The 13,144-nt window shown below is 42.8% G+C and carries 10 protein-coding genes and 1 tRNA gene; 6 read left to right on the top strand and 5 right to left on the bottom strand.

The window, feature by feature from the left end:
* The first annotated feature begins 114 nt into the window (after nt 1-114).
* Together KEM09_RS08495 and KEM09_RS08490 are read left to right on the top strand one after the other, a co-directional pair.
* Nucleotides 115-1,155, top strand: a complete 1,041-nt coding sequence (locus KEM09_RS08495; RefSeq protein ID WP_212227585.1) for a proline racemase family protein — start codon at nt 115-117, stop codon at nt 1,153-1,155.
* A 29-nt stretch (nt 1,156-1,184) separates the two neighbouring features.
* Nucleotides 1,185-2,819 carry a dipeptidase gene (locus KEM09_RS08490; protein WP_212227583.1) on the top strand — a complete coding sequence of 545 codons (1,635 nt, stop codon included), beginning with the start codon at nt 1,185-1,187 and terminating at the stop codon, nt 2,817-2,819.
* Between the two features lie 99 nt (nt 2,820-2,918).
* On the opposite strand, the gene bamJ (KEM09_RS08485) is transcribed toward KEM09_RS08490, so the two are convergent.
* On the bottom strand, nt 2,919-3,743 hold the full coding sequence (gene bamJ, locus KEM09_RS08485; protein ID WP_212227581.1) for a BamJ family beta-barrel-assembly machinery protein: 825 nt from the start codon (nt 3,741-3,743) through the stop codon (nt 2,919-2,921).
* A 117-nt stretch (nt 3,744-3,860) separates the two neighbouring features.
* Nucleotides 3,861-4,445 (bottom strand): BamJ family beta-barrel-assembly machinery protein, encoded by a 585-nt coding sequence (gene bamJ / locus KEM09_RS08480; RefSeq protein WP_342344000.1) that lies wholly within the window; start codon nt 4,443-4,445, stop codon nt 3,861-3,863.
* 249 nt (nt 4,446-4,694) lie between these two features.
* Between bamJ (KEM09_RS08480) and KEM09_RS08475 the strand changes: the two genes are divergently transcribed.
* The 4 genes from KEM09_RS08475 (at nt 4,695) to KEM09_RS08460 (ending at nt 6,958) form a co-directional block, all read left to right on the top strand.
* Nucleotides 4,695-4,778 (top strand) — tRNA-Leu (locus tag KEM09_RS08475).
* A 288-nt stretch (nt 4,779-5,066) separates the two neighbouring features.
* A complete protein-coding gene (locus tag KEM09_RS08470; RefSeq protein WP_212227577.1) occupies nt 5,067-6,272 on the top strand; it encodes a site-specific integrase in 1,206 nt (401 codons plus the stop codon).
* Between the two features lie 72 nt (nt 6,273-6,344).
* Nucleotides 6,345-6,671 (top strand): type II toxin-antitoxin system RelE/ParE family toxin, encoded by a 327-nt coding sequence (locus tag KEM09_RS08465; protein ID WP_212227575.1) that lies wholly within the window; start codon nt 6,345-6,347, stop codon nt 6,669-6,671.
* Nucleotides 6,668-6,958: a HigA family addiction module antitoxin gene (locus KEM09_RS08460; protein WP_212227573.1), complete on the top strand. Its 291-nt coding sequence runs from the start codon at nt 6,668-6,670 to the stop codon at nt 6,956-6,958. The genes KEM09_RS08465 and KEM09_RS08460 overlap by 4 nt, the downstream gene beginning before the upstream one ends.
* A 783-nt stretch (nt 6,959-7,741) precedes the next feature.
* Here the strand turns inward: KEM09_RS08460 and KEM09_RS08455 are convergent.
* From KEM09_RS08455 to KEM09_RS08445, 3 genes are all read right to left on the bottom strand, one after another.
* On the bottom strand, nt 7,742-9,973 hold the full coding sequence (locus KEM09_RS08455) for a glycoside hydrolase family 31 protein (protein WP_212227571.1): 2,232 nt from the start codon (nt 9,971-9,973) through the stop codon (nt 7,742-7,744).
* A 54-nt stretch (nt 9,974-10,027) separates the two neighbouring features.
* Nucleotides 10,028-10,873: an endonuclease/exonuclease/phosphatase family protein gene (locus tag KEM09_RS08450; RefSeq protein ID WP_212227569.1), complete on the bottom strand. Its 846-nt coding sequence runs from the start codon at nt 10,871-10,873 to the stop codon at nt 10,028-10,030.
* 81 nt (nt 10,874-10,954) lie between these two features.
* Nucleotides 10,955-13,138: a beta-glucosidase gene (locus KEM09_RS08445; RefSeq protein WP_212227567.1), complete on the bottom strand. Its 2,184-nt coding sequence runs from the start codon at nt 13,136-13,138 to the stop codon at nt 10,955-10,957.
* Between the last annotated feature and the right edge of the window lie 6 nt (nt 13,139-13,144).

Genomic DNA, 13,144 nt, shown 5'->3' with positions numbered 1-13,144 from the left:
GATAACAGTTCGACTGCATGGTATAAATTATTCAGTGTCTGGTGCACAGTGCACCAAGCACCAGGTACCAACTTCTGCCCTCTGCCTAATAACTAACCAACTAATAAAAAACTAATGATCAACCTTACTAACTGGAGCTGGCATCCGCCCAAGGATTGGCTCCGCATACAAACCGTTGATTTACATACGGGTGGTGAACCCCTGCGCGTACTTTACGGAGGCTTACCACCAATAAAAGGTCAAAACATTTTGGAGAAACGGCGCTATTTCAGAGATGAGCTGGACTATATCCGCACGGGCACCCTATTTGAGCCACGCGGCCATGCTGATATGTATGGTGCCATAATCACTGAGCCCATCACGCCCAAAGCCGATTTCGGCACATTCTTTCTGCACAACGAGGGTTACAGTACCATGTGTGGCCATGCCATCATCGCCCTTACCAAACTGGTGTTTGATACGGGTATGATCGAAAAAGAAGGCCATGAACCAGAGCTGGTGATTGATGCCCCTCCGGGATTAATCCGCGCTAAAGCCTATCGGAAGAATGGGTGGGTTGAAAAAGTTTCGTTCCTCAATGTTCCGTCCTTCCTGCTCATTAAAGACGAGACGATACATGTGGAAGGAATTGGTGAAGTGACCTTTGATGTGGCCTATGGCGGTGCTTTTTATGCCTTTGTGGATGCCGATAAGCTGGGCATTGGCATGCAGGAGAGTGATTATAACCAGCTTATTGACTGGGGACGACGTATCAAATATTCAGTGATGGAACATTACGCCATTAAACATCCCTTTGAAGAGGATCTCAGTTTTTTATATGGCACCATCTTTACCGGCAAACCCAATAACCCCATGCATCACAGCCGTAATGTCTGCATCTTTGCCGAGGGCGAGGTAGACCGTTCATCCACCGGTTCGGGGGTAAGTGCACGTGCGGCTCTTCATCATGCCAAAGGTGAATTAAAAACAGGTGAAAGCATTACCATCGAAAGCATATTAGGCACAACCATGGATGTGATGGTGACAGAAACAACGACCTACGGCCCCCACCAGGCTGTGATACCCGAGGTTAGCGGCACCGCTCACCTGACCGGCAAAAATGAATTTTGGTTTGCTCCAAACGACCCATTGAAGGAAGGCTTTATCTTCCGCTAAACAATTGATAAACAGTTAAAAATACAATCATGAAGCATCTTATATCTATCTTATTAGTATTCATTGCCGGGTATAGCCATTTATATGCCTGCACCGTTATTGCCATTGGCAAAAAAGCATCGGCCGACGGTTCGGTTATTGTATCTCATACCGATGCAGGCCCCGATTGCCGCCTGCACCTGGTGCCTGGCCAACAATTTAAGGCTGGAGAGAAAGCGCCTGTTTATTGGGGCATGGTTGAGTCGGGTCGTCCGCTGGGCGATTATGGTGAGGTGATAGGCCATATTCCACAGGTGGAGCAAACCCACACCTATTTTCAAACGGCCTACCCACAAATTAATTCCAGGCAGCTGGCCATTGGTGAGAGTACACTGAGCCAGCGCCCCGAACTGATGCTTGACCGTTCGATATGCGAACAAATAATGACCATTGAACAGGCTCAAGCCTTTGCCCTGCAACGCTGCACCACTGCACAGGACGCTTTACAACTCATTACCGGTCTGCTGGAAACCTATGGTTTTCTGCCCTCGTGTGTGGACGAGAGTGAATCGTTGGTGATTGCTGATACCGAAGAGATTTGGGTATTGGAAGTATTTAGTGTGGGAAATGATTGGAAGAAAGACAGCGGTAAGCCTGGCTGCATTTGGGCAGCCCAGCGCGTACCCGACGACCATGCTATGATCATCCCAAATTGGAGCATCATCAAGCAAATTGACCTGGAGGATACAGCTAATTTCCGCGCTTCACCCAACTACATGCAGGAAGCCATTGACCGTGGCTGGTACAACCCGGCATCAGCCCGTCCGTTTATCTGGCAGGAGGCCTACTCTCCCATTCCGCGTGAATGGTCAACCTCACGCTTCTGGCTGTTTTATGCCACCTTTGCACCTAACTATACCGAGTGGCCCGACCGCTTTACCAACTCGGTATGGGAAGGCGAAAATCAGTACACGCAGTATGTTGAGCCACTTTCCATCTACCCATTCTCAGTTAAACCAGAGCGAAAACTATCGGTGCAGGACGTGATGGCCTTTCAGCGTTCCACCTTCGAAGGCACCATCTACGACAAAGAGAATGTACAAGCCTGGTATTACCCCAACGAAGAAGGACAGCTGACAAAAAGTGCTTTTGCCACGCCTTTCCCAACCCTGGAAATGCGCCGTGTCATGAACATTAACAGCCGTCGTAATGTGGCGCGCGCCCGTGGTGAATACGGCATGGTGGCCCAGTTGCGTGGTTGGCTGCCCGATGAAGTAGGTGGCATCTACTGGTTTTATGTGGATAATGCCTACACCAGTGCTTATGTACCCATTTATACAGGTGCTACTGATGTGGCCGAGTGTTACAAAGTATATGACCCGGCCTACTATCAGGAGAACAGCATACGCTGGGCTGTGGACTTTGTGGATAACCTGATGTACCTACGCTGGCAGGATGCCCACAAAATGGTGCTGGAGAAGCGTGATCCATTGGAAGCCCGTTTCTTTGCCGAGCAGGCAGAAGTAGATAAAAAGGCGCAGGAGTTACTGGCGAAGAATCCTAAAAAAGCACAAGCCTACCTGACGCAGCTAACCATTGACCGGATGAATGAAGTACATCAACTCTTTAAGGAACTTAAGCTGGACCTGATTTCGGAGTTTACCAACAACAAACAAGGTATTTAAAAAAGCTAAAAGCCTTTAGCTGATGGCTGATAGCCAAAAATAGAAAGGCCTTGAGTAAAATACTCAAGGCCTTTCTATTTTATTCTCGCTTAGCGAAAGCTATTTCTTCTTCACTACTTCAATCAAATCAAGGTCAAAGATAAGCGCCGCATTAGGGCCAATTTTAGCACCCGAACCACGCTCACCATAAGCCAGGTCAGCCGGAATGTATAAACGCCACTTACTTCCTTCAGGCATCAATTGTAAAGCCTCAGTCCAGCCTTTGATAACACCTGTTACAGCAAACTGAGCTGTATCCTTACGCTCTACCGAGCTATCAAATACGGTACCGTCCAAGAGTGTACCATGGTACTGACACTTCACACGATCGCTGGTAGTAGCCACTGTTCCGTTACCTTCTTCCAGTACTTCGTACTGTAAACCCGATTCGGTTGTTTTCACTTCAGGACGCTTCGCATTTTCTTCCAAAAATTTCTGTCCTTCAGCTAAATTAGCAGCTGCCTTCTCGGCACGTTCAGCGTCTTTTACCTTACGGATTTCTTCCATCACCTTACGCAGATAAACATCAGCGGTCATCTCGGTGAAATAAGGATTTTTGTTGTAGACGAATTCATTAAGGAAACCTCTCATAAAGGCATCTTCACTAATGTCATTGAACATCCCTTTCAGGTGCTCAAGGTTAGCCTTATTGATTTCCTGCTTGGCCATCACCTTCGCAAAATCCCTCATAGCAACAGAATCAACCTCTAATGGCCAACGATCAAATTGCTTCTTTAAATTAGCAGCCTGAAGATAACCCAGTGCATAGCTCACACTATCTGTCTGGTCTGCAAAATCCATTTTTCCTGTGTTCGGAACTTTTGTACACGAAGCCAATACCATAATGATTAAAGTAAAGGCAGCTAGTAGATTTGTTACTTTCATCTGTTAATTATTTAGTTTACATTGGCCAGGTGTCACTCATCGCATGCCGGCTTTCAAACGAAGCTGAAGCAAATGCCATTCATCACACCTGATTAAGTTAGAAAATACGGTTTATGCTTACTTAATAGCTAATAGCTCAACTTCAAATACCAGTGTAGTGTGAGGTCCAATGTGCTGACCGGCTCCACGCTCACCATAAGCCAGATTTGATGGAATAAATAAACGCCACTTACTTCCCACAGGCATTAACTGAAGCGCTTCAACCCATCCCTGAATAACACCACCTACAGGGAATGTAGCAGGCTCGCCACGCTGCACAGAGCTGTCGAATACAGTTCCGTCAATTAAAGTACCATGATAGTGACACTCCACCTGATCAGCTGCGCTTGGCTTAGCTCCGTTACCTTCTGTAATCACTTCATACTGAAGACCACTTTCTAAAGTCACCACGCCTTCTTTTTTAGCATTCTCAGCTAAAAAGTCTTGACCGGCCTTAATAGCCGCTTCTGCCTGCTTAGCCTGCAGCTCACCAAAAAACTGTTGTAATGTTTGATTAGCTTCGTCGGCTGACATTTGAGTTTCCTTACCTTCAAAAGCAGCTTCCAGCCCTTTTGTAAATTCTGCATATTCGATCGTCTCAATACCTGATGCTTTCAGATTTTGCGCCAGGTTCATACCAAGGGCATAACTAATTTTGTTCATATAACTATTCTTTAAAATATAATTCATGGAAATCGTGTGCGAAAGTACATTATTAATGGCAATTAGAAAAACCTTATGTCCTTTGCTATGCAGAAGACACGTTTTTTTTCATAAAAAAATGCATAGGTGTAGCCATACTGATTAGTAAGCCATTGAAACAAAACACCGCAGCTAAATGTGCTTTTTTTTTCTTTCCTACCCAAAAACATTTTGTGAATTTAGTTTTTGGTTCTACATTTGCAGCCGCAAGCCCAGATGGCGAAATTGGTAGACGCGCTGGTTTCAGGGACCAGTGTCAGCAATGACGTGCAGGTTCGAGTCCTGTTCTGGGCACACTCGAAGAATTCATTTTTACACAAAAGCGCTTAAAATCAACATTTTAAGCGCTTTTTCTTTTTAGCAAAAACCCACAAAAAAGCATCAAAACAGGGGTTAAAAGGGACTAAATCGAGACCTATTGCTTTTTCAGACAAAATAGGTCTCGGCAAATCCTATCTCACTGACTCACAAAATATTATTCGACTCATTTTGATATATTTTGAACTTGGAAGTCAGAATAAATCGGTCTTAATTTAAGTCTTTAGCGAGACCTATTCTCACTTCCTTAAAAAACTATCTGACATGAGACTGATAAGTAGCTTTGTGATTAAAAAAACAAAAGCCAAAAAAGATGGCTCTTGCCCGATTTACATACGGGTGACGTTGAACCAGAAACGGATGGAACTGTCGAGCGGGATTTTTATTTCTCCCAATGACTGGAATGAAGTTGCTCAAAAGATAGATCCTGGCATTGAGGGAGCAAAGGTCTATAATAACCGCCTCACAAAAATGACAACCAATATCTATGATCTCTATAACCAACTGGTCTCGTTAGGTAAACCATTCGATATCCATACCATTAAAAAGCGCTACCTCGGCATTAGTGAAGTGCCTGGCTTGCTAAAAATATTTGATTACTACTTACATACAATGGAAACAAACTTGGGAAAAGGATATGCCTTTGAAACCTTAAAGCACTATCGCGTATCGCGCAGCAAACTGGCTGAATTCATGTCCGAACAGCTATCCTGTAAGGACATGCCGGTTAATGTCATCAATTACGATTTTCTGAACCGCTTTGATATGTATCTTAAATCCACATATGGCATCCATCAAAATACGGCCTGGAACTACCACAAACATCTGCGAAGAGTGCTTAATCTAGCCATTTCGATGGATCATATTCGCAAAAATCCTTATTCTAAATTTAAAGTTAAACTAGAGGAGGCTCATCGAGACTTTCTAACTAAAGATGAACTGGCACGGATAGAGACTAAAGCCATTGACCTGGAAAGACTTTCTATTGTACGAGACATATTTGTGTTTGCTTGCTACACCGGATTAGCCTATGCTGATATTGCCAAACTAAACAAGGAACACCTCCAGACAAGAAATGACGGAAACCTCTGGATTATTATTAAACGTACTAAAACGAAATCGATCTGTCACATACCGCTGTTCCCAAATGCCATGCATATTCTCAACAAATATGCCGACTATCCTGAAACACTATTGAAGGGGCGTGTATTGCCAGTTTCAAGCAACCAGCGACTTAACAGTTACCTGAAAGAGCTGGCTGACATTTGCGACATCAAGAAAAACCTGACGATGCATATGGCCCGTCACACCTTTGCTACTACTGTCACCCTCTCTAACGGAGTGCCCATTGAAACAGTCTCCAAACTTTTAGGACATCGCTCCTTAAAAGTAACGCAGATTTATGCCAGAGTGCTGGAAAGCAAAATTTCAGAGGATATGATGGTACTTAAAACTAAATTAGGCATGTAGAATAGTTTTCATTTTTGCAAACATTCAATCCAAAAGTTTGCAGAAATGAAAACTTTAAAATACTTTTGACATATGAAGGTTAAATTCAAAACGAATGAATTAGAATACTTCTATACAACCCCTTTAGATGAGATAAAGGGAAAGTTACCGTTTCAAAAAGATGTGATAAAACAGTTTAAACGTAAGATGCAGATATTACTAAGCATCCAACATCTTGAAGAATTAAATCAGTTCAAAAGTTTAAATTTTGAATTCCTTAAAGGTGACCGTAAAGGAGAATGCTCCATCCGTTTAAACAGAACTTATCGGCTTTTATTCATTCCGATGAATGAACAGCATGATGACCTTATTGTGGAAATCATTTTAATCAATGAAATTTCAAAACATTATCAGAAATGAAAAATTTAGCCAACGATATGATTCCCGGGGATGTTTTTCACCCCAGTGAAACCATTCTTGAAGAGATGGAAGCACAAAATATCCGTCAAATAGATTTAGTTAAGGCAACCGGATACAATAAGTCTCATATAAGCCTCCTATTAAAGGGCAAAAGAGGTATTACTATCCCAATTGCTATTGCATTAGAAAAGCTATTAGGCATTGATGCCAAATTCTGGATTCGCCTGCAGAAAAACTATGAACTCAACAAAGAGCTGCTTGAGCTTAAGCACATGCAAGCTTCTTAGGCCATTCGATATAAACTCTTTAACCACTACAATAGCAATACCTAATCATCCAAAAAACCTATTGTTTGCTGGTTGATTCTTCTATACAAAATGATGCATTGCCATTTCGTTTTTTTTGTGCGCCATTGGAAGAATACTATTAATTTGTTACTCTCATTTTATCACAGTCCCACCGGGCAAGTCCTTCCGTTTTTAGGTACCTAAAAACACATCTTGCATCCACTTCGTAAGAGTTTAATTTAACCATTGCATTAACACAGCTTCAAAGTCAGAAATAATAACTAATTCCAACCCTCCTCAGCTGAATGATATCTATTAATCTGGTATGGATTGGGGCTTTTGATATCGCGTAAGCCACTCATTAAACAGGGTTGGTGTCATTTGCAAAAGGAAGCGACTGGCAGCGGAATAAATGGATGGGCATGCCCTCTAAAGGAGGGAAACTTGGCTGTATTTCCATAAACATCGCAGAATAATCAAATGGCTTATAAACAATGTGAAATACAGCTGTGTTTCACCCGCCTGCTTAGGAAATCATGCTCATCCATTGAGCAATCAGGCGTCGCTTTTGCTAATCACACCGTCCGACATACCTTTGCGGTTGCGATATCAAAGGCAGTGGCTTAAGAAGACTGTATTAGTCCTTTAACTGATATGTTTTTCAGTTGAATTAATATACTGTTTCTGTCTAAAAAACCTTCAAGGTGGTCTATATGTAATATAAGCCTATACAGCCCCATTAATACACTTAAACAAAATGTATCAACAGGGCCACACTCACAACTACAGTTCAATGGTTAACCTTTCATTTACATTATAGTCTTTAACCGTTATAGATAGCCTATCTCCTTCAAAACTTATTGCATCTTCATTTATTGACTTGCCGTTTAACAGCACTCTTGAAGGCTGCTGCTTAATGTATTTAAACACCAGATTGTAATTACGTACTTTAACACCACCTTCATACTGCCCTTTGACTGGATAAATAACAACCTTAGTTCCCTGACCTTGTTGATACGCGTATTCAATAGTGGTAAACTGAGACTTACCATTTTGGTAAGCTAGTGAGACACCATCATCTTCATATAAATCAAAAGACGTTGCCATAGAGCTGGTAGCTTGATAAAACTCAATTGTCAGATTCTCCAGAGGTTTCTGATCTGTATAGTCCATGTAATTCATCATAGGAATAATGGCTCCTTCTTTAATATATAAAGGCATTTCATCTATGGGTTTAGCAACCAGGGTTTCAACAGGTCCGTTAATGGCTTCCCCACTAAAATAATCGTACCATGTCCCTTCGGGTATCCAAACATTGTGTTTTGCCTTACCATCCAATCCTTTTTGGTCCTCGGCTGGTGATATAATAGGGGCCACCATAACAGAGGGGCCAAACATATACTGCGATTGACTGTACTGATAAGCCTGTGCATCGCTGGGATAATCCAGATACATCCCATGACAAATCAACAAACCATCATCATGTGCCTGGCGATTCAATGAGTAAGTATATGGCATTAATTTATATTTTAACTGCAAAATTTTCCGAGTCGCATCTAACACTTTATCGCCCCATTTCCATGGTTGACGGCAATGTGCCAAACGCTTATCCCATTCAACACCGCCGGTAGCGTGCAGGCGACAGAAAGGCGACATAGCACCTGCTTGTACCCAGCGTGTAAAAAGCTCGCTGTATTCTATATCTCCAAAGCATTCCATGTGACCTCCAATATCGTGCGACCAATACACGCCATTATTTGCTCCCATCACGGTAAGCTCTGTGTTGAATTTCAGGCTTTCCCAACTTATATAACTATCGGCCGAGAAACCAATTGGATAGCGATGATGATCAAAACTCCCTGCTACCTGTCGTGTTAAAACAATGGCTCTCTGCTGGTTATGAAATTCCGTAAGTTTGTAATATTGCTCCAGGTTCTTAGTAGAAGGCGTACCATCGACCCAATGGAAATCCAATCCTTCATCCATGATTGGTGACAAGAAAACATCAAAGAACGGTTTAATATGATCTGGGTTGCCTTCGCCGTAAAACAAGGCATTTTCAATAAATTCCCAGCCCGATTCTTCATATTGCTTAATGGTTGCCTGCAGCAGCGAATCATAATCCAGCCCGGCTTGCTGACAAAACATTTTTGCACGTTCATCATCTCTAATTACAGCTCCAGGGTGGTGATTAAAGCCCACATGAATACCATTCTTGTGTGTCCATTCAAAAAAACCTTTCATATCAGGAAACTTCTCCAGGTCATAACGGGTGCCAAACCAACCATCAATGTGCCAGTTCATGTCCGGTACAATTACATCAATTGGAATTTGTTCTTTCCTAAAACGATTTACGATGTTTTTATAATCATTGGCTGATAATGGCTGGTAGCGACTAAACCAGGTGCCCAATGTCCATTTGGGTAATAAGGGTACTTGCCCGTTAAGTTGCGTGAAATCTTTTAATGCACTCTTGTAATCAGAACCATAACAAAAGATAAATAAAGCATCTGCCATACCATCTGTGTCACTATGTTTCAGAGTGCCATCAACCGATTTAAGAACTGTAAAACCCCGCTGACTCAACAATCCTTTGGGTATTTCCAAAGGCTTTGCGGCAGATGTATAGTCGTACTCACTGTATTCGAGCCTACCATCACAGCGATCCACCGATTTGATGATTCCCCCCAGGTTTAGTCTATCAATTTGACCAATTTGTGTTTGCACCTGTCCAATGATGCCTTCATAGATAATTTGAATCCGCTCTGTTAGTGCCTCTTCACCGGGAGTATAAACCAAACGACATTTTGAGGTGTGCAACTCCAACTGATGACCATTCTGCACCACCTGAAAATCGCAACTTGGGAATTCATCATTAACAGTGGCGATATGCACACCTTCTTTTTGTACGACTATTAAACCAGGTGAAAGTACCTGAAATTCATAACCATCATAAGTCACTTTATTGCTATTGATAATGTACTTATCGCAACTTGTTAATAAAAGTACAAACATACTCAAAACGAGTAACTGTAATTTATAGAATTTTACCATTATTATCCTGAATTATTAGTCTATATTGAACTCAATGATGGCTGCAACCGGCAGATGGTCAGAAACATGCCTCCCATTAGCTTTTCGCCGATCAATATGCGTATGCTGTTCTACATTGAAATGCTTCACAAAAACATAATCTATCCGCCTGGATATAGGCGAATCAACAAAACCATTAAAAGTTCCTGTCGGACCTTTTCCGGGATAGAGGGCTACATCACGGGTATCGCTAAGCTGAACTTTAAGTATTTTAATGCACAACTCCTGCTCTTCTGCATTGAAATCCCCCATTACACAAACCGGTTCCTGATGGCTGTTTAATTGATTCATCTTCGATAGAATCAGCCTGGCCGATGCTTCTCTCGCTTTTAATCCGATATGATCGAAGTGCGTATTAAACACCCACATTTTTTTGCCGGACGAGTGATGTTGAAACAAGCCATAGGTACAAATCCTTGGATAAGCGGCATCCCAACCTATGCTTATTGAGTCCGGTGTGTCCGAAAGCCAAAAGGTACCCTCTTGAATGACCTTTAATTGTGTGGTATCATAAAAGATGGCGCAATACTCACCTGCTGTGTTCCCGTCATCTCTTCCAGCGCCTATATAGCAATAGTCATCTAAATGAGCCTGCAGATCACTTAACTGATTAAGCAAAGCCTCCTGAACTCCAATTATCGCAGGTGATTCATCGTTGAGTAACCGGGCCATTTCCTGTTTACGGAGCTCCCAGGTGTCTAGCCCCTCTTGCTGATAATCATTTTTAATATTGTAGGTCATAACCTTTAGCTCCTGGGCTGGCAGCTCAAAACACAGCAATAGAAAGATATACCCCAATATGAAAATAAGTGCTGACTTCATACTTAAATGCCACATATGATATTATGGCAGCAGCTACTTCATCCTTGGTTATTCCAATGACAAAGCAACTGCCATCCTGTTTTATTTAACTTCAATGGGTAATGTTTTCCTGATATCCTGAGATGAGGTACCTACCATTAACTTAAACTGTCCGGCTTCAAGATGCCACTCTTCTTTATCTTCGTCGTAATACGCAAATGAATCAACCGGAATACTAAATTCCACCAATTTACTTTCACCAGGCGCCAGCTTCACTTTCCTGAATGCTTTCAGTTCTTTAAGCGGCCGCATTACGGCGGCTTTACTATCGTGGACATATACCTGCAACACTTCTGCACCTGCCTGTTTGCCTGTATTACTGATATTCACAGAAAGTTGCACAGCATCGCCAGGCTGATATTGCGCTGATTCCACCTCTGCAGCATGTATCTTGAAAGAGGTGTAAGATAATCCATGCCCAAAAGCATACAGTGGCTTTATCTGCTTAGTGTCGTGCCAGCGATAGCCTACCAAAATATCTTCTTTGTATACCTGATCAACCCCATCGCCGGGATAAGATAAAGCATCAAAGGCATGTGCGCCGTTATCTTCCAGTTTTACCGGAAATGTAAAAGGTAACTTACCTGATGGATTGACATCACCAGAAAGCACATCCGCTAAAGCATGACCTGTTTCACTACCCAGGTACCAGGCCTGCACTATGGCTTTAGCCTGCGCTTGCCAGGGCATGGCAACGGCATTACCACTCACTAATACCACCCCAACATGGTTATTAACAGCCATGATTTCACTTAACAACTCATCCTGTCCGAAAGGCAGATTCAAGCTTTTTCTGTCACCGTTTTCACAATCCTGTTCGTGATTTTTATTTAAACCACCCACAAACAAGACGATATCAGCTTCTTTTGCTACCTGAATGGCCGCTTGTTTCAGTGAATCAGTATCCAGGTGAGAAGGTATCACTCGACCGTATGCCGAAGGCCCTGATGCATATCCCATGGAATGAATAATATTGGCCTTTGCAAATCGTTTCTGAATGCCTTCTAAAGGTGAAATTTCATGCACCGTTTTTAGCTCTGACGAACCTCCTCCAATAGTCATCATACGCGTAGCATTCTCGCCTATAACAGCAATCGTTTGGGTTGTTTCCGGGTCTAATGGTAAAAAGCTCTTATGATTCTTTAACAAGACAATACCTTCCTGTGCTACCTCACGTGCCACATCAAAATGCTCCTGATTAGCCTTTCGCCCCAAAGGCCGTGCCTTACTCATATTTGTTCGAAACATTAATCGCAGGATTCGGCGCACTTTATCATCCACAACGCTTTCATCAATCTCACCACTTTTAAGCATCTCTAAAAATGGCTTAGCCAGGTAATAATAGTCGTATGCATTCTCAGTGGACGATGTTAAACCATCGGTACCGGTCCCCATTTCAATATCCAGTCCATTCAAAGCAGCTTCCTTTGTATCATGCGCACTTCCCCAGTCAGTCACCACCACACCATCAAATGCCCAATCGCCTTTAAGGATGTCATTAATCAACACCTTATGATGGCTGGTATGCTGACCATTGTATTGATTATAGGCTCCCATTACAGACCAAACTTCGCCGTCCTTCACCGCAGCTTTAAAAGCAGGCAGATAAATCTCATGCAACGCACGATCGCTCACCTTTACGTTAATGTGTCCGCGCCATACTTCCTGGTTATTGAGGGCATAATGCTTCACACAAGCTGCCACGCCATTGGCTTGAACACCCTGAATATAAGGCACACACATCACTGACGCCAGATATGGGTCTTCGCCCATGTATTCAAAATTACGTCCATTAAGAGGTGTGCGATAAATGTTAACCCCAGGTCCCAACAGTATATCTTTCTTACGATAGCGGGCTTCTTCACCAATGGCAACACCATACTTATAGGCCAGCTCAGGATTAAAGGTGGAAGCCAGACATGTTAAGGCCGGAAATGCTGTGCATGAGTCGTTGGTCCACCCGGCGTAGTTCCAACTATCCCATTCTATCTCTGCCCTCACACCATGTGGCCCGTCCGACATCCATATTTCCGGTATCCCCAGACGCTCCACTCCCGGTGAACTAAATTTCGACTGGGCATGACACATCTTTACCTTTTCCTCAAGGGTGAGCTGGCAAATTATCTCATCAATTCTTTTCTCAACATCTTTCTGCTGCTGTTGAGCCAGTAGTTGCAAAGATCCAACCATGAGCAACATCAAGTGAATAACTATTACCTTCTTCATATGCAC

Origin of the sequence: Carboxylicivirga mesophila, from assembly GCF_018271975.1 — a bacterium.
Lineage (GTDB): Bacteria > Bacteroidota > Bacteroidia > Bacteroidales > Marinilabiliaceae > Carboxylicivirga > Carboxylicivirga mesophila.
Note: the sequence above shows the minus strand (reverse complement) of the source record. Positions and strands in the feature narration are given on the sequence as shown.

Coding starts and splice junctions, on each gene's coding strand:
- KEM09_RS08495 (WP_212227585.1), top strand. CDS start 115: ATGATCAACCTTACTAACTGGAGCTGGCATCCGCCCAAGGATTGGCTC.
- KEM09_RS08490 (WP_212227583.1), top strand. CDS start 1,185: ATGAAGCATCTTATATCTATCTTATTAGTATTCATTGCCGGGTATAGC.
- bamJ (WP_212227581.1), bottom strand. CDS start 3,743: ATGAAAGTAACAAATCTACTAGCTGCCTTTACTTTAATCATTATGGTA.
- bamJ (WP_342344000.1), bottom strand. CDS start 4,445: ATGAACAAAATTAGTTATGCCCTTGGTATGAACCTGGCGCAAAATCTG.
- KEM09_RS08470 (WP_212227577.1), top strand. CDS start 5,067: ATGAGACTGATAAGTAGCTTTGTGATTAAAAAAACAAAAGCCAAAAAA.
- KEM09_RS08465 (WP_212227575.1), top strand. CDS start 6,345: ATGAAGGTTAAATTCAAAACGAATGAATTAGAATACTTCTATACAACC.
- KEM09_RS08460 (WP_212227573.1), top strand. CDS start 6,668: ATGAAAAATTTAGCCAACGATATGATTCCCGGGGATGTTTTTCACCCC.
- KEM09_RS08455 (WP_212227571.1), bottom strand. CDS start 9,973: ATGTTTGTACTTTTATTAACAAGTTGCGATAAGTACATTATCAATAGC.
- KEM09_RS08450 (WP_212227569.1), bottom strand. CDS start 10,873: ATGAAGTCAGCACTTATTTTCATATTGGGGTATATCTTTCTATTGCTG.
- KEM09_RS08445 (WP_212227567.1), bottom strand. CDS start 13,138: ATGAAGAAGGTAATAGTTATTCACTTGATGTTGCTCATGGTTGGATCT.